The organism is Anaerotignum faecicola, assembly GCA_024460105.1.
GTDB lineage: Bacteria > Bacillota > Clostridia > Lachnospirales > Anaerotignaceae > JANFXS01.
Genome location: JANFXS010000003.1, coordinates 186,733 through 211,214, shown reverse-complemented (window position 1 = coordinate 211,214; position 24,482 = coordinate 186,733). Strand labels below are relative to the sequence as shown.

Here is a 24,482-nt window from a genome sequence, read left to right as displayed (position 1 = left end):
GAGGGGCCATATATAATGGAATTAAATAAAATGACTGCCCTTGAAATAGGCAGAAAAATAAAATCAAAAGAACTGGGCGTAGTTGAAGTAACGAAAGATACTATTTCAAATATAGAAAGAATCGATAAAACGTATCATGCTTTTGTTGATATATGCGGCGAGAGGGCTTTAAAACAGGCCGAGGAAGTGCAGAAGAAAATTGACGGCGGTATTTTAACGTCGCCGCTTGCCGGAGTGCCTATGGCCGTTAAAGACAATATGTGTACAGAAGGTATTTTAACGACATGTTCATCAAAAATACTTAAAGGGTTTAAGCCGACGTATTCGTCAACTGCAGTAAAACGCCTTGAGGACGCCGGGGCTATACTCTTAGGCAAGCTTAACATGGACGAGTTTGCAATGGGTTCGACAACGGAAACTTCGTTTTATGGCCCTACCGTTAACCCTTGGGGCGAAAACAGGGCTCCGGGCGGCTCCAGCGGCGGTTCGGCGGCGGCTGTTGCGGCTGATGAAGTTTATTATACCCTTGGTTCCGATACAGGCGGATCGATACGCCAGCCGTGCGCTTTTTGCGGAATAACGGGCATAAAGCCGACATATGGAACCGTTTCAAGATATGGTCTTATTGCATATGCTTCATCCCTTGATCAGATAGGGCCTATGGGTAAAAATGTTGAGGACATTGCAGAGGTTTTGTCCGTTATAAGCGGGCATGATCCAAAGGACAGCACATCGGTTGATATGGGGCCTATTAAAATTTCGCTTGAAAACAATGTTAAAGGCATGAAAATTGGGATTCCTAAAGACTATTTCGGCGAAGGGCTTAACCCTGAAGTTAAAAAGAGCGTGCTTGAAGCCGTTAATAAGCTTGAAGAACTGGGGGCGTATATTGAGGAATTTGAAATGCCGTCGCTTAAATATGCAATACCAGCGTACTATATTATTGCATGCGCCGAGGCAAGCAGCAACTTGTCGCGTTTTGACGGCATTAAATACGGGTATTCGGCTCCCGACTTTGATGATTTGACGGATTTATACTATAAGTCAAGAAGCCAAGGGTTTGGAACGGAAGTTAAAAGAAGGATCTTAATAGGCGCCTTTGTTCTTTCAAGCGGCTACTATGACGCTTACTATAAGAAGGCGCTCAAGGTTAAAGCCGTTATCAAGAAAAGCTTTGACGACGCATTTGAAAAATATGATGCGATTTTAAGCCCTACCGCGCCTACAACGGCGCTTAAAATAGGCGAAAACTTAAGCGATCCGTTAAAAATGTACTTGGGCGATATATATACGGTTTCAGTAAACCTTGCGGGATTGCCTTCAATGGTTGTGCCATGCGGTTTTGACAGTGAAGGGCTTCCCGTTGGGCTTCAGATTACAGGCAAGCCTTTCAGCGAAAATACAATTATGAATGTCGGATATACATTCCAGCAAAATACGGATTATCATACTAAGAAACCAGTTTTGAAAGAAGTAAAGGAGGCGTGATGATATGGAATTTTTAACCACCCTTGGATTAGAGGTCCATACGGAGCTCTCCACCAAAACAAAAATTTTCTGCTCCTGCTCAACGGAATTCGGAGGAGAACCTAATACTCATGTATGTGAAGTTTGCACAGGCATGCCGGGAACGCTTCCCGTGCTTAACAAACAGGTTGTTGAATATGCGATAAGAGCGGGCATCGCAACTAACTGTGAAATAACAAAATATAATAAATTTGACAGGAAAAATTATTTTTACCCCGATCTCCCTAAAGCTTATCAAGTTTCACAGCTTTATCTGCCTATTTGCCAAAACGGACATATCGATATAGAAGCAAACGGCGTTAAAAAATCAATCAGGATCAAGGAAATACACATGGAAGAGGACGCCGGAAAACTCATACATGATCCGTTTGACGACTGCACGCTGGTTGACTATAACCGATGCGGCATACCGCTTCTTGAGATTGTTTCTGAACCTGATTTTGAAAACGGAGAAGAAGTAATTGCATATTTGACAAAGCTTAAAGCGATACTTCAGTATATAGGCGTTTCGGACTGTAAAATGGAACAGGGCTCCCTGCGCGCCGATGTAAATCTTTCTATAAGGCCGGTGGGGCAGAAAGAACTAGGAACAAGGACGGAAATGAAAAATATAAACTCTTTCAGGGCTATTGCAAGGGCTATTGAAGGCGAGAAGGAACGGCAAATAGATCTGATCGAGGACGGCGGGAAAGTAATTCAGGAAACAAGGCGTTGGGACGACAATAAAGGCGAAAGCTATCCTATGAGGAGCAAGGAAAACGCCCAGGATTACAGGTATTTCCCCGAACCGGATCTTGTTCCGATAGAAATAAGCGACGAATGGATTGAACGGGTTAAAAGTGAAATGCCGGAGCTTCCGGACGTTAAGAAAAAAAGATATATGGATACTTACGGACTTCCCGAATATGACGTCGATATTATCACGGGTTCAAAATATCTGGTTAATATATTTGAAAAAGCGTTGGAAGTATGCGGCGAACCTAAGGATGTTTCAAACTGGATAATGGTTGAAGTTTTGAGGATGGCAACGGAAACTTCAACGGAAGTCGAAAATATAAATTTTGACGCGGCAAACCTTGGAAAACTTATACTTCTGATTAAAAATAAAGTGATTAACAGAACGACGGCAAAAGACGTATTTGAAAAAATGTTCAAAGAAAATGTTGAACCTGAGAAATATGTTAGGGAAAACGGACTTGAAATGGTTAATGACGACGGAGCCGTACTTGCAGTTGTGCTTAAAGTTATTGAGGATAATCCAAAAAGCATTGCGGAATTTAAAGCAGGAAACGAAAAAGTTTCGAAATTCCTTATGGGACAGTGCATGAAGCAGCTTAAAGGAAAAGCCGATCCGGCTTCGGTAAACAGTGTTATAGCCTCAGAACTTGCTAAACTTTAAAAATTTTTATATCCCCTGAAAGAAAAACTTTTATGGGGGCTGAAACACGGGCGCAAGGGCTTTTAACATTTCGATTTTTGTCCTAAATGTTGAATTTTCGCCTAATATATGGTAAATTATTATAGAAAGAGACTGTATGTTTCACTTTATGGCTCTAGGGGGGCAGATTAATGTATAACCGTATAATTCTTAAGTTAAGCGGTGAAGCTTTAGCCGGTGAAAAAAGCGGAGTTAATTTTGACAATGACGTTATAAAAGCGATTGTCGGACAGATTAAAAAAATTGTGTCAAACGGAACTGAAGTTGCGCTTGTTATAGGCGGCGGCAATTTTTGGCGCGGCAGAAGTGCCGATTCAAAAATGGACAGGTGCAAAGCGGATCAGATAGGCATGCTTGCAACTGTTATGAACGCCATTTATGTTGCTGACTTTTTAAATCAAGACGGCGTTGAAGCAGTTGTGCAGACGCCGTTTAAATGCGGTACGATGACAGAGGAATTTTCAAAAGCAAGCGCTTTGAACCATCTGAAAAACGGCAGGGTGGTTATATTTGCGGGCGGCCTTGGGCATCCGATGTTTTCAACTGACACTATAACCGCGTTAAGAGGCGCGGAGTTGGAAGCGGACGCATTGTTTTTTGCCAAGAATGTAGACGGAGTTTATGACAGCGATCCTAATGAAAACCCAAATGCAAAGAAAATTGATGAAATAAAGTGCGAAGATATTATTAAAAACAATTTAAAAGTTATAGATCTTACAGCGGCGTCCCTTTGCTTTGAACAAAAAATACCTGTTGTAATATTTGGATTAAACGAAGAAAACAGCATTGTCCGTGCAGTAGGCGGGCAAAAGCTCGGAACTATTGTCACTGTTTAAGGATTAATATTCTAGGAGGAAGAAATATGTCGGAGAAAACAGCAGTATTTGAAGAAAAAATGAAAAAAACGATTTCAAACCTTGAAAGCGAATATTCAACTATTAGGGCAGGAAGAGCAAATCCGCATGTTTTAGACAGGATTATGGTTGATTATTACGGAACGCCTACGCCTATTAATCAAGTTGGCAATATTTCCGTTCCGGAAGCAAGGCTTATTCAGATACAGCCATATGACGCATCTATGCTTAAAGCGATTGAAAAAGCAATTAATACATCCGAATTGGGTATAAATCCAAACAGCGACGGAAGGGTTATCCGTCTTGTTTTCCCAGAACTTACGGAAGAACGCCGTATTGCCCTTACAAAAGAAGTTAAGAAAAAGGGTGAGGACGCAAAAATTGCTTTAAGGAATATCAGGCGCGACGCTATTGATATGTTTAAAAAGCAGGAAAAAGCTAAAGAAATAACTAAAGACGACCTTTCGGATCTTGAAGATGAAATTCAGAAAATTACAGACAAATACACTGTTGAAATTGATAAGAAAGCCGAAGCTAAAAGCAAGGACATACTTTCTGTTTAATTTTTTATGGAATTTATATTATGATTATATGCCCCGGACAGGGGCATTTTCTTAATGGGGGCAAAATTGTGGCTAAAGAAGAAATTAAGCTGGATGAAAACAATATTCCTAATCATATCGCTATAATAATGGATGGAAACGGAAGATGGGCGAAAAAAAGAAATTTGATAAAAAAAGCCGGGCATAAGGCGGGCGCCGATACGCTTGAAAAGATAACAAACACAGCCATTGATTTGGGCGTAAAGCACTTGACGGTGTATGCTTTTTCAACTGAAAACTGGAAAAGAAGCGATGAAGAAGTAAGCGGAATAATGGATCTTCTTCGCAAATATTTAAGGGAAAACATTAAAACGGCAAAAGTTAGAAACTGCAAAGTAGATATTATAGGGGAAAAAAGCCGTCTTGATAAAGATATACAAGAGAAAATTGAAGAACTTGAAAACATAACGAAAAATAAAACCGGACTTAACCTCCATATAGCTTTAAATTACGGCGGACGTGATGAAATTATACGGGCAGTAAAAAAAATAGCTGATGACTGTATGGACGGCGCAATAAATTGCAATGATATAACAGAAAGCTTATTTTCTTCATATCTTGACACAAAGGGAATTCCCGATCCGGAACTCATGATTAGAACAAGCGGCGAAGAAAGGATAAGCAATTTTTTGTTATGGCAGCTTGCATATTCTGAATTTAGTTTTTCGGATAAATTATGGCCGGATTACACTCCGGAAGATTTTAAACAGGCTATTTGGGATTATCAAAACCGTGACCGCCGGTTTGGCGGGCGAAACAGTTAGGAGCGGATTTTATGGTTACGAGAATCATTTCCGGTATAATTCTTCTGCCGATTGTAGTTTTTTTTGTAGTTGCAGGCGGATTGCCGCTGAAGTTATTTACACTTTTTTTAAGCCTTGTCGGGATGAATGAATTTTATAAGGCTTTTGGGCATGATAAAAAAGCATTGTGTGTTTTGGGATATACTTGTTCTTTTGTATATGTAGTGTTTGCGGAATTTTTTATAAATGAGAATAATATGTTTAATGTTCTTGTATCTATTTATTTGGTTACACTGCTTATAACTATGGTCGTTTTCCATAATGATGTAAACATCAAGGACATAATAATTACGTTTTTCGGTTTTTTTTATGTGTCGTTTTTAATATCTCACATATACCTCGTAAGAGAATTTACATACGGGAACTTTTTTGTGTGGCTGATATTTATTTCGGCTTTTGGCTGCGATACGGGCGCATATTTTACGGGAATGGCTTTCGGCAAACATAAACTTATACCGACTCTGAGTCCGAAGAAAACTGTTGAGGGAGCTGTAGGAGGAGTAGTTATAGCCACTCTGATTGCTTTTGTTTATGGCTTTTTGATTGAAAAATACTTTTCCCTTGAAGGCGTTAATACAGTTGCTCTGTGCATAATAACAGGGATACTTGGTTCTATGCTTTCACAGATTGGAGATTTATCCGCTTCTGCAATAAAGCGTTATGTCGGAATTAAGGATTATGGAAACCTTATTCCCGGACACGGGGGGATCTTGGACAGGTTTGACAGCGTCTTGTTTACAGCTCCTGTTGTTTATTATATAATGCTGTTTTTAATTGAAGTAAAGGTGATAGTATGAAAAATATATCCATATTGGGCTCTACAGGCTCTATAGGCGTGCAGACGCTTGATGTTGTGAGGATTTCAGATGAATTTAAAGTTGTAGGGCTTACGGCCAACAGCAACACGGAACTTTTGATAAGGCAGATAGAAGAATTCAGGCCGCTTAAAGTTGCCGTGATGGATGAAAAAAAAGCGGAAGAATTGAAAGGTATATATAAAGGCAGAGGCCCGGAAATATTATCCGGCATTGAAGGGCTTATTGAGGTTGCCGTAATGGACGAATGTGAAACGGTTGTTGTTTCTGTTGTGGGAAATATCGGAATAAAGCCCACATTTGAAGCTATTAGGGCAAAAAAGGATATTGCCCTTGCGACAAAGGAAGTGCTTGTTTCAGGAGGAAGCCTGATAACAACCGAGGCGAAAAGAAACGGCGTTAATATTTACCCTATAGACAGCGAACATTCGGCGATATTCCAATGCCTTCAGGGAAATTCAATGAATAAAATTGAAAAAATAATTTTAACGGCTTCCGGTGGGCCTTTCAGGGGTAAATCCGCGGAAGAGCTTAATGATGTTACTCCGCAAATGGCTCTTTCACATCCTAACTGGGATATGGGTGCAAAAATTACAATAGATTCGTCTACTATGATGAATAAAGGACTGGAAGTTATTGAGGCAAAGTGGTTTTTTGACGTTGATATAAGCCGGATAGAAGTTCTTGTACATCCTCAAAGTATTGTTCATTCAGCCGTTCAGTATGAGGACGGGGCGGTTATCGCCCAGATGGGCGTGCCTGATATGAAAGTTCCCATAGCATATGCGCTGACATATCCCACAAGAATTAAAAGCCCGTTTAAAAGGCTTGAGTTGGCCGAAATAGGGACGTTAACTTTTGAAAAGCCTGATATGGACACTTTTAAATGCCTTTCCCTTGCATATAAAGCTATTGAAACGGGAGGGACGATGCCGGCTGTGCTTAATGCGGCAAATGAAATTGCCGTTTCAAAATTTTTGAAAAACGAAATAAAATATTTGGATATTCCTGTTATAATAGAAAAAACTATGGAAGCATATACTGTTAAATACGACTACTCAATTGACGAACTTTTAGAAGCCGATAGATGGGGCCGTGAGTTTTCAAACAATTTAAATATGGAAGGAAAATGTTAATGTCAGGCGTGTTTTCAATACTGATTTCCTTATTGGTGTTCAGCATCTTAGTTTTGGTACATGAATTCGGCCATTATTACACGGCCGTAAAAAACGGAATTTTAGTGGAAGAATTTGCAATAGGCATGGGGCCTGTTGTCTGCCGTGTCAAGCGGGGAGAAACTGATTTTACTATAAGGGCGCTTCCGCTCGGAGGGTTTTGCCGTATGCTTGGCGAGGACGGCGAATCAGACAATAGACGCGCTTTCAGCAACAAAAATGTTTGGCAGCGAATTGTCGTGATTATATCCGGACCTTTAATGAATTTTGTATTTGCTTTTATAGCTGTCTTTTTTGTTACATCAACGGCCGAAGCGATTGTTTTTCCAACGGTTTCAAGCGTTTTGGAAGATTCCAATGCGGCTGTAAGCGGTTTGGAGGAAGGCGACAGGATTATAAAAGTCAACGGTGAAAATATCGGAACTTATCAGGAACTTTTTCTTGTGCTTGACGGATGCGGAGGCAAAACGCTTGACGTGGTTGTAGACCGCGGCGGAGAAAAAGTACAGATGTATATAGATCCTGTTGTTTCAAGTGACAGCCGTTGGATAATAGGATTCAGCCCACAGGTTAAAACAGGGCTGTTTTCTGAAAAAGTCAGCGGATATGACAGTATGACGTTAGGCGAAGCTGTTGCCGACACTTTTTACACAATGAGGTTTTATGTAAAATCGGTTGTCGTAGGCTTTGTACGCATTTTTACACTGAACATTTCGCCTGAAGAAATAGCCGGCCCTATAGGAGTTGTGGAAATTATGGGGGAAAGCGTACAGCAGGGATTAGAATACAGTTTTATGGACGCCGTCAGAAACGTACTTACTATAGCGGCGCTTTTAAGCACTAACCTCGGAGTAATAAACCTTTTCCCAATACCTGCCATGGATGGCGGGCGGCTTGTATTCCTTATAATCGAAGCTATACGGCGCAAGCCTATAGCGCCCGAGCGTGAAGGCATGATCCATTTTATGGGTTTTGTACTGCTTATGGCATTTATGGTTATGATTGCTTATAATGATATTTCGCGTATTATTTTTGGTTAAAACCTTTGGAGGCAAATAATGTTAAAAAGGAAGATCACAAGAACCGTTAACGTTGGAGGAATTGCAATAGGAGGTGGAAATCCTATTGTAATTCAGTCTATGTGCAATACGGACACAAGGGATATAGACGCAACTGTTAAACAGATAACGGAACTTGCAAATGAAGGCTGCCAAATTGTAAGGGTGGCTGTTGTAGATATGGAAGCGGCAAAAGCTATTGGGGAAATAAAAAAGCATATTTCTATTCCGCTTGTCGCCGACATACATTTCGATTACCGTCTTGCTGTTGAGGCAATGGAACAGGGCGTTGACAAAGTAAGGATAAATCCGGGGAATATCGGAAGCCGTGAGAAAGTAAAAGCGGTTGTTGACACTGCAAGAAAAAAGCATATTCCTATAAGGATCGGTGTTAATTCAGGCTCTCTTGAGAAGGAGCTTTTGCAGGAATATGGAAAAGTTACGCCGCAGGCTCTTGTTAAAAGCGCTATGAAACATGTCAGAATACTTGAAGAATTTGATTTTCATGACATTATAATATCCATAAAGGCGTCCGATGTCCCAATGAGCATAGAAACATACACGCTTTTAAGCGAAAATTGCAATTATCCCATACATTTGGGTATAACGGAGGCAGGAACAGTTTGGGGCGGCACTATAAAGAGCGCTGTCGGTATAGGAGCCATACTTTCTATGGGCATCGGCGACACAGTGAGGGTTTCGCTTACCGGAGATCCTGTTGAGGAAGTCAGGGCGGCAAAAGAAATTTTGAAAAGCCTTGGCCTTGGAAAGTTTGGCGTTGAGTTTATATCATGTCCAACTTGCGGAAGAACGGAAATTGATTTGATTTCAATAGCGCAGGATGTGGAAAAACGATGCCGCAGAATTAATAAAAATATAAAAGTTGCCGTAATGGGATGCGCTGTCAACGGTCCGGGGGAAGCTAGGGAAGCGGATATCGGAATTGCAGGCGGAAAAGGCGTCGGTTTAATTTTTAAAAAAGGCGAGATTATACGTAAAGTTGATGAAAAACTGCTTGTAGACAGCCTTATGGAAGAAATAGAAAAACTTTAAAGGAAATGGTTTAATGGTGCAGGAAAGCGCGGAAAAAAATAAAGAATTTAATAATGTTTTCAGGCTCCTTTCCCTGCCTACGGATACAAGGGAAGTTTTCAGCAAAGCTATTGTAACAAAACATGTCCTTCATAGGCGTGAGCGGTATTTTGAATTGGGGCTTTCATTGCCTGAAATTATAAATGAAACTTACATAGATAAAATGAAAAGTGAAATACTCGGACAGCTCCCGCTTAATGATATGCATGTTGAATTTGTATATCCTCATTTGGAAACCGATGGGAAAAAAATCGTTGAAAACGACTGGGAAAATATAGTATACAGTATTTCAAAGGAAAGCCCTCTCTGCAAAAACATTATCCAAAAAGCAGAGTGGAGATTAGAGGGAAACAGGCTTGAAATATATGTGAAAAACAGCGCGTCTTATTATATGATTAGGCGCGGCATGGACAAATTTATTGAAAATAAGCTTTATGAGGAACATGGCCTTGACATAAAAACCGTTTTTAAGGATAAACTTTCTACGGCTGAAGAAACGGCTATTTTCAGAAAAGAACTTGAAGAAAAAGAAATATCCATACTGAAAGAATTACAGGACAGTAAGAAAGAAGCTGTTAGGGAGGCTGAAAATCAGGCCATAAATAAAGCGAGCGAAAAAATTGCAAACGGTATAATTATCGGAAAAGAGATTTCTGGAACTGTAACGAATATTGCGGAAACAAAAATTGAAGGCGAAAAAGTAATAATTGAAGGCCGGATATTTAATGTTGAATTGAAAGAAATAAAAGGCGAAAGATATATCGTATCGTTTGATATAACTGATTTTACCGATTCTACAACCGTTAAATTTTTTGCTGACAAGAAAGTTTACGACAGTGAAATGGAGCCTATTTTTAAAACCGGAAATTATCTTAAAGTTAAAGGCGAGGTACAGTTTGACAAATATGCCAAAGAAATAAATATAATGACAAGGGATATTTCCATAGGCAAGAAGCCTGAAAGCCGCAAAGACACGGCTCCTGTAAAGAGGGTTGAACTTCATCTTCATACGCAAATGAGCCGTATGGACGGTATAACTCCGGCAAAAGAATATATTAAGCGCGCCCTCGAATGGGGACATAATGCCATTGCGATAACGGATCACGGCGTTGTACAGGCTTTTCCGGAAGCGATGGAAACAAGCTGCGACAAGAAACTAATAAGCAAGTATGATAAAAAACTTAAAGTTATATACGGTGTCGAGGGCTATTTAATAGACGATCTGGGAACGGCAGCGCTTTGTCCGAGGGGGCAAAGTCTTGACGATGAGTTTACTGTTTTCGATATTGAAACGACAGGACTTTCACGTGAGAGGGATCGAATAACCGAAATAGGAGCGGTCAAAGTCAGAAACGGAAAAATAACTGAAAAATTTTCAACTTTTGTAAATCCTCAAGTTCCGATAAGCGAAGAAATAACAAAACTTACGGGCATAGACGATTCAATGGTTAAAGACGCTCCGGTGATTGAAGAAGTTCTGCCGGAATTTATAAAATTTTTCGGAAACAGCATGCTTGTAGCGCATAATGCTTCTTTTGACACGTCCTTTATAAGAAAAGCGGCGGAGAGGGCAGGACTTCCTCCTATAGAAAACACAACTGTCGATACTCTTGAGCTTGCAAAAAGCCTTTTGCCTGAGCTTGGAAAATACAAGCTTGATATTATTGCGAAACATATGGGCGTGGAACTTAAAGGCCATCACCGGGCTGTCAATGATGCGCAGTGTACTGCCGAAATATTTGAGAAATTTATTGAAATGCTTGCCGAAAAAGAAATATATAATATTGACGATGTGAATGTATTTTGCAGCAGAACGGTAAATTACAGCAAGCTTAAATCAAACCACATTATAATACTTGTTAAGAATTATATCGGTCTTCGGAACCTTTATGAGCTTATAAGTATGTCGCATATAGAATATTTTGCAAAAAAAAGGCCGAGAATACCGAAAAGTAAATTAATGGCTTATCGTGAGGGGCTTATACTGGGAAGCGCATGCGAAGCCGGCGAGCTTTACAGGGCGATACTTGACGATAAACCCGCTGAAATAATTGACGGTATAGTGGACTTTTACGATTATCTGGAGATACAGCCTAACGGCAACAACAAATTTATGATTAACTCACCAAAAGTTGACTCGGTAAACAGTTTTGACGATATTATGAATATAAACAGGAAAATACTCGGATTGGCGGAAAAACATAATAAACTTGCAGTTGCGACATGCGATGTGCATTTTATTGATCCGCAGGACGCCGATTACAGGAAAATCATAATGACAGCCGAGGGATTCAGCGATGCGGATAATCAGGCGCCGCTTTATTTCAGGACAACAAATGAAATGCTTGAAGAATTTTCCTACCTTGGCGAAGAGAAGGCATATGAAATAGTTGTTACAAATACAAATTTAATTGCGGATATGATTGAGGACATTAAACCTATACCGGATGGTACGTTCCCGCCGCATTTTGACGGATGTGAGGATGACTTAAGGCGTATAACCACTACTAAAGCTACATCAATGTATGGAGATCCTTTGCCTGAAATTGTTGAAAAAAGGCTTAACAGGGAATTGAACTCAATTATTAATAACGGTTATTCGGTGCTTTATATTATAGCTCAAAAGCTTGTTTGGAATTCTAACGACCATGGATATTTAGTCGGCTCTAGGGGATCTGTCGGCTCATCTTTTGTGGCTACAATGGCGGGAATAACCGAGGTTAATCCTCTTCCTCCGCATTATCTTTGCCCGAAATGCAAATATTCCGACTTTGAAAGCGAAGTAGTTAAAAAAGTTTTTATGGAAGGCGGAAGCGGATGCGATATGCCGGACGCTTATTGTCCCGTTTGCGGTACTCTTTTAAATAAGGAGGGGCATGACATACCGTTTGAAACTTTCCTTGGGTTTGAAGGGGACAAGGAGCCTGATATTGACCTGAATTTTTCCGGTGAATATCAGCAGCAGGCGCATGCTTACACAGAAGAACTTTTCGGAAAAGGAAAAGTTTTTAAAGCAGGAACAATAGGAACACTTGCAGATAAAACAGCTTATGGCTTTGCCCTTAAGTATTTTGAAAAAAAGGAAATAACAGCGCATAATGCTGAAATTAGGCGCCTTGCTGAAGGCTGTACCGGAATTAAAAGGACAACAGGACAGCATCCAGGCGGGCTTATGGTTGTGCCAAAGGATCATGACATATGTGAATTTTGTCCTATACAAAGGCCGGCAGACGATGTTACGTCGAACATAACGACAACGCATTTTGATTACCATTCCATATCAGGCCGTCTTTTAAAGCTTGACCTGCTCGGGCACGACGATCCGACAGTTATTAGAATGCTTTATGATCTAACAGGGATAAATCCTCAGACAGTCAAACTTGACGATGCGGAAACTATGTCGCTTTTTGAATCGCCAAAAGCCTTAGGCGTCGAGCCCGAAAGGATTAACTGTGAAACAGGTACGCTCGGAATTCCTGAGTTTGGTACAAAATTTGTGCGGCAGATGCTTATAGATACGAAACCAAAAACATTTTCAGACCTTCTTCGTATTTCGGGGCTTTCGCACGGTACCGACGTGTGGGTAAATAATGCCGCCGATTTAATAGCCGACGGAACTATAACGCTGAAAGATACAATTTCAACGCGCGACAGCATTATGAGTTATCTTATAACTAAAGGCGTGCCTAATAAAACTTCATTTAAAATAATGGAAAAGGTTAGGAAAGGAAAAGGACTGGAAGAGGAAGACATGGCTGTTATGAAGGAGCATGGAGTGCCGCAGTGGTATATAGATTCGTGTTTGAAGATTAAGTATATGTTCCCAAAAGCGCATGCGGCGGCATATGTTATGATGGCGTTCAGAATAGCTTATTTCAAGATAAATTATCCTTTGGCTTATTATGCTTCTTATTTTACGGTAAGGGCATGTGATGATTTCGATTATTCATGCATGTGCTTAGGTGAAGAAACTGCAAGGCAGGCGGCAAAAAATATATACCAGCTTGGCAACGGCGCGACTGCAAAAGAAAAAAATAAGCTTACCGTACTTGAAATAGTAATAGAATTTTATGCAAGAGGTTTTGAATTTTATCCTATTGATTTGTATAAATCAGATTCGAAAAAGTTTATTATACATGAAAACGGATTGATACCACCGTTTAATTCACTCCAAGGTCTTGGCATAACAGCGGCTCAGGGTATAGTTGACGGAAGGGCAGAGATTGAAGAATTTAAAACCGTTGAAGAATTTAAAGAAAAGACAGGGGTTGGAAAAACGCTTATAGAATTGCTGAAAGAAAATAATGTGCTGAAAGGCATACCCGATACCAATCAGCTGACGCTTTTTTAAATTTGCCGAACCGCCAAAGCAATATGCTCGGCGGTTTTTATATCTAATTTTTTGTGTAGATAATATAATTTTGATTTAAGTATTACACTTTATGATTTAAATATGAATAAAAAATGATATGGATTGTTAACATTTTGTATTTAGAATTATTTCAGCCGGAACAGGAGATGCTGCTCATTTATATTAGCAAACAATATTTAAAAAGAATACATATATTAACAATGAATATATGTATTCTTTTTTTATGCTGAAATAAATTTTCAGTCGTAGGTAACCCCATAGTGATTGATAAGCGCTTTGCGTATTCCGTCTAAGTCTTTTTCTTTAATTAATTTTACTATTAACCTGTGTTCCGAAATATTTTTCTGCATATTTTCAATGCATTTATCGCCTTCTGCAACAAAATAGAAGATTGGCATAGGCATAATAGAGATTTTTTTATAAATTGATGTGAGGAACTTGTTGTCGGCTTTATATATATAATAGTCGTGTATTTTATGGTTAGAGAAAAGATAACTTTTGTAGTCGTTTGAATTACAAGCTTTTTCCATGTCGTTTATGATGGATTCCTGCTCTAAAAAATCGCTTTCGGTAAGCTTATTAATAATAAGCTGTATGGCTAATTCCTGTATATTTACAAATACTTGATAAATTTCGTTTATTTCTTTATCATTGTATTTGTTTATATAAAATCCTTTATGAGGGATTTTATGAATGATGCCATCGGAATTTAATTTTATAAGCGCTTCACGTACCGGAGTAAAGCTGACGCCGAATTTTTCGGCGATTTGTGCTTCTGTTAGTCTGTCGCCGGGCATAAGCTCGGCATTTGAAATCATTTTTGCTAAACGTTCATATACTTGATCTTTTAATAAATTACCTTCTATTTTATCTGACATTTTAACCGCACCTCTAAGTATTTTTTATATTATAAATATTATATATAATGTAAATTTACATTATATATAATATTTTGTCAATGAAATTATTTTATATTGTTCATTTATATAACTAAAAATTTGAATATAAAACAATAATTTATTTATAATTTTTATTTATATAATTAAATAAAGCCACAAGAACGGCTTCCTGCGGCTTTAAAAATAATGTTTAAATAAAATTGGTTGGTAATTTTAAATTAAAGCAACAATAAGTTTTATTTATTCTTTATTACTGTCATAGTCAACAATATGGCCGTACATGGTAAATCCGAGAGGGCAGAAATAGGATGCTGTGATTTCTATCGGCTTAAGGAGTGTGTGTTCCTCAGCTACAGACTCAAAAAAGTCAAGTTTAGCGTCGGAACATTCCCAAACATCGCCGTACCATGTATCCATTACGTTATGTGCAATTTTGTTGACTGAGCGCCCTTTATATCCCATTTGAACATCTGGAAAAAGTATAAGATTATTTGTAGGTATGAAAATATCTTTATGCATTTGCGACGGCTCTATTCTTTTATCCAATTTGCATGATCCGAAAATCAATTTTTCCATATGGGCGGAACATACGGCGCCTATTTCAAAGCCCTTGTCAAATTTTGGAAAGTAGGGGTTTAAATCGTTCATATGATGTTTTTCAAATGATGTACGCACTTCTCCTATTTTTTTCGGCGCTCCGAAAATCCATCCCCTAAGCAGAGAATAATCTTTATCAACCCAAAAGTATACATAGATTTTTGATTCTTTGCCTTTAAATCTGCATCGTACCTCTATATATGCCTCTGTAAACAAGCAGCGGTCCGGAAGATCTCTAAGTAAATTTACATCCCTTTCAACTACGGATTCATATGAATTAAAATGGATTACGCATCCGCCAGGGTTTTCAATGGACGGCTCGAGTGGGTATGGAAGAAATTTTTTCACTTCTTCAGGATCCGCTTTATAAACAATTACCATTTCTTCTCCGCAAAAATGATATGGCGGTTCTCCCAGAACGTTTCCGTTACCATTAGGAGTTAGAGGATATGAATATCCGCCTGGTAATTTTGCGGCATCTACCTTGCCTTTCAAGTTAAATCCTTCCGCTAAATATTCTGCTCTGATTGGTGCCATGATAAATCCTCCTTTTCAAATGAAATATTATATACTATATATTATATATAATATATTTTTAAAAGCAATAGTTAAATAAAAAATATTTAATTTTGGGAGTTTTATACAAATAAAAAATAAATATTTTTGCGTCTGTTGACATAAAAATATTGACATTATTGTTAAAATACTGTAACATAATTTTTATCAGCCAAGAAGGCTGTTTTCGGGAATGGATTTCCTTTATTTAAATTTAAAAATTATGAGATAAAACCATGAAGGTTGCATGTATAAATGAACAGGACATTTATGCCGCATTCATGGTTTTTTATTTTGCATTTTGGAAAGGCGGGTTAATTTTATGGGGCTTGATTATGTTATCTCTAAAATAGGCAAATATTGGGACGACAGATCTTATACGTTTGACAGCGAACATGATACCGAAAATGAAGAGATTTGGAAAAGTTTTATTTTGAGTATTTTGGGTGATGATAAAAATAAATCGGTTATTGATATCGGAACAGGAACAGGCTTTTTAGCCAATATGACAGCGGAGCTGGGGTATAATTCAATAGGCATGGACATTTCAAAGGGAATGATGGATTACGCAGTACGCCACGCCCGTGAAAAAGGCCTTAATACTGTGTATATGTATGGAAACGCGGTTGCTCTTCCGCTGATGGACAATTCCGTTGATTTTGTAATTAATGCAAGGCTTCTATGGACGCTTGTGGAGCCGGATACCGCCATAAAGGAATGGAAAAGGGTTATAAAGCCGGGCGGGAAAATTCTTAATTTTATCAGGATGAAAGAAAATGTGGGAATGACTGTTTATACGCCTGATTTTTATAACGACAGGGAAGTTGACGGCAGCCTTAAAGTTAACGGCGCAAAAATTGATGAGCTTAAAAGCCTTATGGAACGAAACGGATTAACTGACGTTGAGATAATTAAACTACCGGATACGGCGAAAAATGATGAAATAAAACAAAAGGAATGGTTTGAGCCGTGGTTCGTACTTTGCGGCACAAAACCTGTAAGCAAAACTTTCGAGGACGAAAAGTCAATCGCCATGTTCTGGAATAAAAGCGCCGATACATATGAAGAAGGACATCAAATATCCGACAAAGAAAAATGGATTAAAATTTTAACTTCTTTTATAGGGGAAAACAGGAAAATTTCGATACTTGATATTGCGACGGGTACGGGAATTATTGCTAATATGCTTGCGGAAACGGGATATGAAACCGTAATAGGAACCGATCTGTCTGAACGGATGATGAATATAGCGATTAAACATGCCGCTGAAAAAGGCCTATGCAATGTAAAGTATTGTTACGGGAACGCCATGGAATTGCCTTATGAAGATGAAACATTTGATATTGTTATAAATTCACGACTTTTATGGACTTTGACGGAACCGGAAAAAGCGGTTAAGGAATGGAGGCGTGTTCTTAAAAAAGGCGGTAAAGTTATAGCAATTAATGAATTGGAAACGGGAAAGGGCATTTCATATGATAATATAGGCGAATATATGAGGGACATTAATGTGGATAAACTTCCGTATTGCCCGGCCAGTGTTGATGAAATAAAAAAAGATTTTATCGAAGCAGGATTTAAGAATGTGGATTTGGTACATATGGAAGGCTGCCGTCTTGCCGGCAGTAATATTGAAAACTGGTATGCTTTTATTGGGAATAAATAATGAATTATATTGAGAGGGATAATTATGAAGGCAAAATTTTTGAGCATTATTTTAGCATCTTTATTAGTTTTAGGAATTGCGGCAGGCTGCTCGCCGAAAGAAGAAGCAGAACTGGACGGTGAAACCGTTGAAACAAGCGCAGATACAGACGGAAATGGAAAAACTTTGCGCATAGCTTTTCCGGATACGCTTACTACTGTCGACGTTGCAGACGTTACTGCTTCTACAATGCTTAAAGAAGTCGGCGGAGTTGTTGAAACTCTTGTTTATGCCGACGCCGATTTTAATTTAACTCCGCTGCTTGCAACAGAATGGGAAATGACAGGCGATTATACATGGGTGTTTAAATTAAGGGACGACGTTACATTTCACGACGGCACGAAATTCAATGCCGATGCAGTTAAATGGTGTATTGAAAGGAGCCTTGTGAATAATTCGGCGTTAAAAGGTTCTACATTTATTGAATCTGTTGATGTAATTGACGATTATACGGTACAGTTTAATACGTTTGAAAAAACGACGGATCTTCCCGCTGCGCTTTCATATGTCGGTACAGGCATAGTAGCTCCTTCTTCGGTTGATGAAAACGGAAATTTTGTCAAAGCGGTTGGCACAGGCTATTTTATGCAGGACAAATTTGACGAAACTTCCGGGACGTTTGAGTCTGTGGTATACGACGGATATTGGAGAGATGTAGACACTTCTGTAACAAGACGTGTTGTAAAGAGTATGACCGACGCAAGCGCAAGGAGCCTTGCAGTACAAAACGGCGAATTGGATATTGCCGCCGACGTGCCGTTCAGCGATCTCGAAACGCTTTCGAATCTTGAAAATGTGACAGTTTCAAAGTTCAATACGGCAAGAACGTATTTTTATGAATTTAATATGAATGAAGAACTTTTTCAGGATGAAAGAGTAAGAAAGGCTTTAATCCATGCGATAAACAAAGAAGAGATTGTTAACGACGTGCTTCTCGGAGTGGGCGGAGTGCCTAACGGAATTTTAATGGACGATATGCCTTGGGCAAATACAGATGTAGACACTTATGATTATGATGTTGAAAAGGCTAAGGATCTTCTTTCGGAGGCCGGTTATAAGGATACTGACAATGACGGATTTATCGACAAAAACGGCGAGAAGCTTACAATTAAATTGCTTTCATTTCCTAAAAGGCCGGGATGTCCTTTAATTGTTCAGGCTACACAGGGCTATTTTGCAAATATAGGTATTGATACAAGCGTGGAGATAGTTGACTGGAGCGCAATGAATGAAATTATTGCCGACGGAGATTATGACATGGTTCTTAATTCGGCGGCTACTGCTTATATACCAACTCCAGCATATTATCTTGAAGAATACTACTGTACAAACGATACGGGATATGTAAACGAAGAACTTAACGCTTTGGTTGACAAGTGCCAGGCAACAGCGGATATGGAAGAAAAATATGAATACAGCAGACAGGCGCAGGCTATTGCCCAGCAGGATGCGTGTGTATTTACGCCGGCGTTGTATGGGGCGGTTTTTGCTATTTCAAATGATGTAGTAAATTTTGAATACAATGCGGCGGCGCACGATTTTATTGTTCCATACGAAACGGATTTAAAATAAAATAAATTTTTGATATAATCCGCATTATTAAGATGCGGATTATATTTGCCTATTAATATCGAGGGGAAAAGTCCATGCTGGGATACATTTTGAAAAGATTAATAACAGTTTTCGGCGTGCTGTGGCTTGTAGCGACAATGACTTATTTTACAGTACACGTTACGCCGGGCGATACGGCGACTGCAATATTATATTCAATCGGAGGGGAAAACGCCGTAAATAAAGAAAATATCGAACATGTCAGAGAAAAATTTGATCTGGAAAGGTCTGTTTTTGAACAGTATTTTGAATGGACGGCAAATGTATTTAGAGGCGAATTGGGAACTTCATATAAATATAATAAACCCGTTTCATATATGCTTGGCCTTAGGGTTCCGAACACAATTAAGCTTGGCGCCTTTGCCTGCATTATTTCGATTATAGTGTCGATACCTTTGGGAATTTTAAGCGCTCTAAAACACAATAAACTGACAGATCATTTAAGCAGGATAATTACATTGGCGGCGGCATCATTCCCGCCTTTTTGGATTGCTATAGTGCTTATTATAGTCTGTTCTCTTAAACTCAAATTATTTCCTGTAAGCGGAATGGATGGTTTCGGAAGTATAATACTTCCGGGAGTTACTCTTTCGCTTGGAATGACGGCGGCAACGACAAGGATGATGCGCACAAGCATGCTTGACGTTATGAGCCAGGACTACATATGGGCTGCGAAAACAAAAGGGCTTACTGACGGAAAAATTATAACAAGACATGTTTTGAGAAACGCAATTCCTCCCATTATCACAATAGTTGGACTTCAGATAGGGCATATACTCGGAGGAGCTGTGGTAATAGAAAATATATTTTCGTGGCCCGGAGTTGGAGGACTGCTGATTGACGCTATAAACGCAAAAGACACGCCTATGATTGAAGGTTGTGTGCTTGTAATTGCCTTTGGGTATGCTGTTATAAATTTAATTGTAGATATAATATATGCATGTATTGATCCAAGGCTGAAATATTCAGGGGAGGATAAATAGATGTCCGATTGTTTTAAGAAATTTATGGATTATATAAACAGGAAAAATTTAATGCTGTTTTTAGGGGTATTGTTCACGGTTTTTATAGTATTGGTTACAATTTTTGCCCCTGTATTGGAACCGTACGACCCGACAAAAATGGAGCTGTCGCAAAAGTTTATAGCTCCGTGCAGCAAGTTCCTGTTCGGAACAGATCATATGGGAAGGGATATACTAAGCAGAGTTATAGAAGGGTCAAGGGTATCGCTTATTATTGCGGCGTCGGTTGTAGGCATAAGCGCTGTTGCAGGGCTTATTCTGGGAATGGTTTCAGGATATTTAGGCGGCGTTGTAGATATGGTTATAATGAGAGCGGTGGACGTGCTTCTTGCTTTTCCTACTATTATATTTGCTCTTGCTGTTTCGACAGTTATTGGTTCGGGTCAGACAAACTTGATTATTGCCATCTGTTTTATACAGTGGACTCGCTATGCAAGGGTTGCAAGGGGAGAGGCCATGATGCTTAAAAATGCCGAGTATATAGAAGCGGCCAGAGCTATAGGCAATACGGCAACGCAGATTATACTTAAATATATATTTCCGAATATAATATCAAAAGTTATTATTTTGGCGTCTTTAGATATCGGTTCAATTATATTGTATTGCGCGTCTTTAAGTTTCCTTGGACTTGGAGCACAGCCGCCTTCGCCGGATTGGGGAGTTATGATAAGCGAAGGAAAAGAATATATGCAGTATGCCCCTTGGATTGCCGTATTCCCGGGGTTGGCGATTGCTTTTTCGGCTCTTGCATTTAATATGCTAGGCGACGGGCTTAGGGATTTGCTGGATCCGCGGATGAAAGAAAGCGTTAAGGCTGAATAGGGGGAAATAATGAAACTTCTTGAAATAAAAAATTTAAACGTCAGCTTCATAGTTGACAAAAAGCCTGTTCATATTTTGAATGATGTTTCAATAGATATAAATGAAAACGAGGTTATGGCTGTAATAGGGGAAACGGGGTGCGGAAAATCAGTTACGGGAAGTTCGGTTTTGCGTGTCCTGCCGGAAAATGCAGTTATTACGGGAACCGTTTTATATAAAGGAAAAGATATTATGAGTATGGGGGAAAAAGATTTCAGGCTTTTAAGAGGAAAAGAAATTGCCGCCGTGCCGCAGAGCCCTTCAACGTCGCTTGATCCGCTTATGAGAATAGGCGAACAGGTGGCCGAATGTGTTACAAACGGAAAAAGCATGGCAGGGAGAGAAAAAAATATATTAAAAGAAAAGATTTTTTCTATATTTTCACAATTAAGTATGCCGCGTGAAAAGGAGCTTTATTCAAGTTATCCATGCGAATTAAGCGGCGGTATGAGGCAGAGAGTTTTAATATCAATGGGAGTTATTACAAAACCAAACCTTCTTATTGTGGACGAGCCGACAAAGGCCATAGATTGGGCATTGAGAAAAGAAGTTGTAGAAATTATGCGTAAACTCAAAGAAGAAATAAAATGTTCAATGATGTTTATAACGCATGATTTAGCGGCAGCCGGCAGTATTGCAGATAAAATTGCGGTAATGTACTGCGGAGAGGTAGTCGAAATTGGAAGTGTGAAGGAGGTTTTGAAAGAACCAAAGCACCCATATACAAAGGGTCTGATTGACGCTATGCCGTCGAAAGGGTTTAAAGTAATGGACGGTTTTATGCCGTCTTTTTCGGAAATACCGAAAGGATGCCGCTTTCATACAAGGTGTGTGTATAAAAAAGAAATATGCGGGACAGTTGTGCCGAAAGAAATATTAAAAAACGGCGTTATGGTGAAATGCCATTTATTTAACGGCAATTAGGAAAGGCTGGGGAAGCAAATGCTTTTAAGTGTTGAAGGTCTTTGTAAGCGTTATAAATCCGGAGTGTTCGGAACACGGATTGTTGACGCTGTAAATAATGTTAGCTTCGGCATAAATAAAGGAGAAATTTTTGGGCTTATTGGTGAAAGCGGATGCGGCAAGACTTCGGTTACAAAGATGATACTCGGACTTTTGAAGCCGACAGGCGGAAGAATATTATTCGAAGGACGGGACATTACTAACTTAAATCAAAAACAATGGCGTATGCTGAGAAAAGATATACAAGTTGTGTTCCAGCACCCGCAAATGACATTTAATCCGAGAAAAGATATTTATTTTGCATGTGCCGAACCTGTACGTTTATATAAACTTAATAAAAACATGACTGAGGAAGATCTGGTCAAGCATATGCTTAAAAGGGTAGGTATCCCATTTGACCAAATGAAAAAATTCCCTCATGAAATAAGCGGCGGGCAGGCACAGAGGATTTCAATAGCCCGCGCTCTTTCTCTTAATCCAAAGCTTTTAATATGCGACGAGCCGACGTCAATGCTTGATGTATCAGTACAGGCGCAGATTTTAAGGCTGATTAAAGATGCTAATGAAAAATACGGCGTTTCGATGCTTTTTATTTCCCATGATTTGGAAGTAATACAATCTATGTGCAGCAGGGTGGCCGTTATGGAAAAAGGGAGAATTGTCGAGATGGGGACAGTTGACGAAATATTTAATAGCCCGAAACATGAATACACAAAAAAGCTTATGGATTCGTATATTTATATATGATGATAATCGAATAATTTTGTGGAAGGGTTTGTTTATTATTAATTTACTGTAAAATGTTGTTTTTATATAATTGCGAATAAAGGTTTGCAAATGCTTTTACACCAAAATTTAATTTTATAAGTTTAGGCTTCGTCAAAGTTGTTAACTTACATATAATAATGAAAGATAGAAACTACGTAATTTAATTAATATTTTGGCATATTTTAGCAAAGAATTTAAATAATTGTATTAATATGTGGCCGAATAATAAAAATAAAAGAGGAGGTTAGTAATAAAACACTCCTCTCTTATTTCTGAAAACAGTTCATTATCCTTAATTTTATTTTTACAAAAATATTTACTTAATTGAAATAAATTAATAATTTCTTATATCAAATCTAATTCTTTTTCTTTTAAGGCTATTCTTATAAATTCTGTAATCATTTTCCATTGGTATGATGATTTTCTGTATCCAAAACGTATAGGATATGTTATTTCCGTATTAAAATGGCAGATACAAACATTTTGAAGCTGCTCGTGAGTAAGCACAGTGTTAATAAAACTTTCGGGGCAGAAACAAATGCCCGTGCCTTTAACGCAAAGTAAAAGACGCGTTTCTATATTGTCAGACTGAGCTTTTATAATCGGCTGGAAACCGGATTTCATGATCATATTTCTGTCTATTTGGCTTGCAATATCATTTAAGCTGCCTAAAACGAACGGACATGTACTGAACTCTGATAAGTCGTCTATATGATTTTTGCCATTTACACTTTCGGGAAGAAATTTTTTTGGAACAAGCATAACTACCTCTTCTTCATAAAAATTGCGTATTTCTATACCGTGAATCGAATCGGGGAAACAAGCTATAGCAATGTCAATATCTTTATTAATAAGGCTTTTATGAAGGGATTTATTGGATCCTTCCAACAAACGGACTTCTATGTTTGGATAACATTCATGAAAGGCCGTTATTATTTCGGGCATTATAGAACGGCTGCGTGTATAATCGACGCCTATGAGAAGCTTGCCTCTTTGATTATTTGTTATGTCATTAAATTCATTCCACATTGACTGGTAGTTTTCATAAAAAATTGACGCATATTTTAAAAAAATTTCCCCGGCATATGTAAGTTCCAAAGGATTGCTGCGTACAATTAACTGACAGGCAAGTTCCTTTTCGATCGACGATATATGGGCGCTGAGTGTCTGTTGGGTTATATAAAGCTCTTCTGCAGCTTTTGTGATGCTCTTTTTAGCCGCAACGGCAATGAAATATTCCATGCTTAAAAAGTTCATATTTATATTACCTCCAAATTGAAATGAACTATATCCGGAATTTTTTTAAATTTTTATAAATCTTTTTTTCGGATTTGCAATATTTATTTATAATAATTAAGAAATGCTTAAATATAATTAATTATTGCCGTGTTTTTTATGAAAAATTACGTTTTAACTGATGTAAAATTAAATATTGAGCAGTTTTAAGGAGCATTTTTTGTTTTGGATTATTATGATGTTTTATAATCGGCTGTTGTGAGTGTTAAGATTTTATTATGATGCACATGTTTTTGTGTGGCGGTATGAATTTACGCCTTAATTTTGATTGAAAAATATTTTAGTTTATTCTCCGTTAAACCGATAAATTTTACATTATAATTTCATAAGAACATTTTATTAAACAGTATTTATACTGTATTATACACTGAAATAAACAGTATTACAAATGTTATTATATATGCTAAGATGAGGTTAAGCCAGAGATTTTTAAACTTCTGAAACGTTATACATATAAATGTTGGAAGGG

At 38.4% G+C, this 24,482-nt stretch carries 19 protein-coding genes; 16 read left to right on the top strand and 3 right to left on the bottom strand.

The window, feature by feature from the left end; all coding sequences use genetic code 11:
* Window positions 1-15 precede the first annotated feature (15 nt).
* The 10 genes from gatA (at window position 16) to NE664_05895 (ending at window position 13,715) form a co-directional block, all read left to right on the top strand.
* Complete coding sequence (gene gatA / locus NE664_05940) at window positions 16-1,488, top strand: Asp-tRNA(Asn)/Glu-tRNA(Gln) amidotransferase subunit GatA (GenBank protein ID MCQ4726203.1); 1,473 nt, start codon at window positions 16-18, stop codon at window positions 1,486-1,488.
* Window positions 1,489-1,492: 4 nt separating this feature from the next.
* Window positions 1,493-2,926 carry an Asp-tRNA(Asn)/Glu-tRNA(Gln) amidotransferase subunit GatB gene (gatB, locus tag NE664_05935; protein ID MCQ4726202.1) on the top strand — a complete coding sequence of 478 codons (1,434 nt, stop codon included), beginning with the start codon at window positions 1,493-1,495 and terminating at the stop codon, window positions 2,924-2,926.
* Window positions 2,927-3,096: 170 nt separating this feature from the next.
* Window positions 3,097-3,801 (top strand): UMP kinase, encoded by a 705-nt coding sequence (gene pyrH / locus NE664_05930; protein MCQ4726201.1) that lies wholly within the window; start codon window positions 3,097-3,099, stop codon window positions 3,799-3,801.
* Window positions 3,802-3,827: 26 nt separating this feature from the next.
* Window positions 3,828-4,382 carry a ribosome recycling factor gene (gene frr / locus NE664_05925; GenBank protein ID MCQ4726200.1) on the top strand — a complete coding sequence of 185 codons (555 nt, stop codon included), beginning with the start codon at window positions 3,828-3,830 and terminating at the stop codon, window positions 4,380-4,382.
* Between the two features lie 68 nt (window positions 4,383-4,450).
* Window positions 4,451-5,185 carry an isoprenyl transferase gene (locus tag NE664_05920; protein ID MCQ4726199.1) on the top strand — a complete coding sequence of 245 codons (735 nt, stop codon included), beginning with the start codon at window positions 4,451-4,453 and terminating at the stop codon, window positions 5,183-5,185.
* Window positions 5,186-5,196: 11 nt separating this feature from the next.
* Window positions 5,197-6,021 (top strand): phosphatidate cytidylyltransferase, encoded by an 825-nt coding sequence (locus NE664_05915; protein ID MCQ4726198.1) that lies wholly within the window; start codon window positions 5,197-5,199, stop codon window positions 6,019-6,021.
* Entirely contained in the window at window positions 6,018-7,175 is a 1,158-nt protein-coding gene (locus NE664_05910) for a 1-deoxy-D-xylulose-5-phosphate reductoisomerase (GenBank protein ID MCQ4726197.1), read from the top strand. The genes NE664_05915 and NE664_05910 overlap by 4 nt, the downstream gene beginning before the upstream one ends.
* Window positions 7,175-8,254, top strand: a complete 1,080-nt coding sequence (locus NE664_05905) for a site-2 protease family protein (GenBank protein ID MCQ4726196.1) — start codon at window positions 7,175-7,177, stop codon at window positions 8,252-8,254. The genes NE664_05910 and NE664_05905 overlap by 1 nt, the downstream gene beginning before the upstream one ends.
* 18 nt (window positions 8,255-8,272) lie before the next feature.
* The gene (ispG, locus tag NE664_05900) at window positions 8,273-9,325 is read left to right on the top strand and encodes a flavodoxin-dependent (E)-4-hydroxy-3-methylbut-2-enyl-diphosphate synthase (GenBank protein ID MCQ4726195.1); all 1,053 of its coding nucleotides are present in this window, start codon (window positions 8,273-8,275) and stop codon (window positions 9,323-9,325) included.
* A gap of 13 nt (window positions 9,326-9,338) precedes the next feature.
* On the top strand, window positions 9,339-13,715 hold the full coding sequence (locus NE664_05895; GenBank protein ID MCQ4726194.1) for a PolC-type DNA polymerase III: 4,377 nt from the start codon (window positions 9,339-9,341) through the stop codon (window positions 13,713-13,715).
* A 260-nt stretch (window positions 13,716-13,975) separates the two neighbouring features.
* Here NE664_05895 and NE664_05890 read toward each other — a convergent pair whose 3' ends face one another.
* Complete coding sequence (locus NE664_05890) at window positions 13,976-14,614, bottom strand: GntR family transcriptional regulator (protein MCQ4726193.1); 639 nt, start codon at window positions 14,612-14,614, stop codon at window positions 13,976-13,978.
* A gap of 261 nt (window positions 14,615-14,875) precedes the next feature.
* A complete protein-coding gene (locus NE664_05885; GenBank protein ID MCQ4726192.1) occupies window positions 14,876-15,769 on the bottom strand; it encodes an acetoacetate decarboxylase family protein in 894 nt (297 codons plus the stop codon).
* Window positions 15,770-16,109: 340 nt separating this feature from the next.
* Between NE664_05885 and NE664_05880 the strand changes: the two genes are divergently transcribed.
* The 6 genes from NE664_05880 to NE664_05855 all read left to right on the top strand — a co-directional run bounded on the left by NE664_05880 (window position 16,110) and on the right by NE664_05855 (window position 22,696).
* Window positions 16,110-17,453: a class I SAM-dependent methyltransferase gene (locus tag NE664_05880; GenBank protein MCQ4726191.1), complete on the top strand. Its 1,344-nt coding sequence runs from the start codon at window positions 16,110-16,112 to the stop codon at window positions 17,451-17,453.
* Between the two features lie 24 nt (window positions 17,454-17,477).
* Entirely contained in the window at window positions 17,478-19,064 is a 1,587-nt protein-coding gene (locus tag NE664_05875; GenBank protein MCQ4726190.1) for an ABC transporter substrate-binding protein, read from the top strand.
* Window positions 19,065-19,138: 74 nt separating this feature from the next.
* Window positions 19,139-20,086 (top strand): ABC transporter permease, encoded by a 948-nt coding sequence (locus tag NE664_05870; protein MCQ4726189.1) that lies wholly within the window; start codon window positions 19,139-19,141, stop codon window positions 20,084-20,086.
* The gene (locus tag NE664_05865) at window positions 20,087-20,947 is read left to right on the top strand and encodes an ABC transporter permease (GenBank protein MCQ4726188.1); all 861 of its coding nucleotides are present in this window, start codon (window positions 20,087-20,089) and stop codon (window positions 20,945-20,947) included.
* A gap of 9 nt (window positions 20,948-20,956) precedes the next feature.
* Window positions 20,957-21,910 carry an ABC transporter ATP-binding protein gene (locus NE664_05860; GenBank protein MCQ4726187.1) on the top strand — a complete coding sequence of 318 codons (954 nt, stop codon included), beginning with the start codon at window positions 20,957-20,959 and terminating at the stop codon, window positions 21,908-21,910.
* Window positions 21,911-21,928: 18 nt separating this feature from the next.
* Entirely contained in the window at window positions 21,929-22,696 is a 768-nt protein-coding gene (locus NE664_05855) for an ATP-binding cassette domain-containing protein (GenBank protein ID MCQ4726186.1), read from the top strand.
* A 366-nt stretch (window positions 22,697-23,062) separates the two neighbouring features.
* On the opposite strand, the gene NE664_05850 is transcribed toward NE664_05855, so the two are convergent.
* A complete protein-coding gene (locus tag NE664_05850; GenBank protein ID MCQ4726185.1) occupies window positions 23,063-23,974 on the bottom strand; it encodes a LysR family transcriptional regulator in 912 nt (303 codons plus the stop codon).
* Window positions 23,975-24,482: the final 508 nt, after the last annotated feature.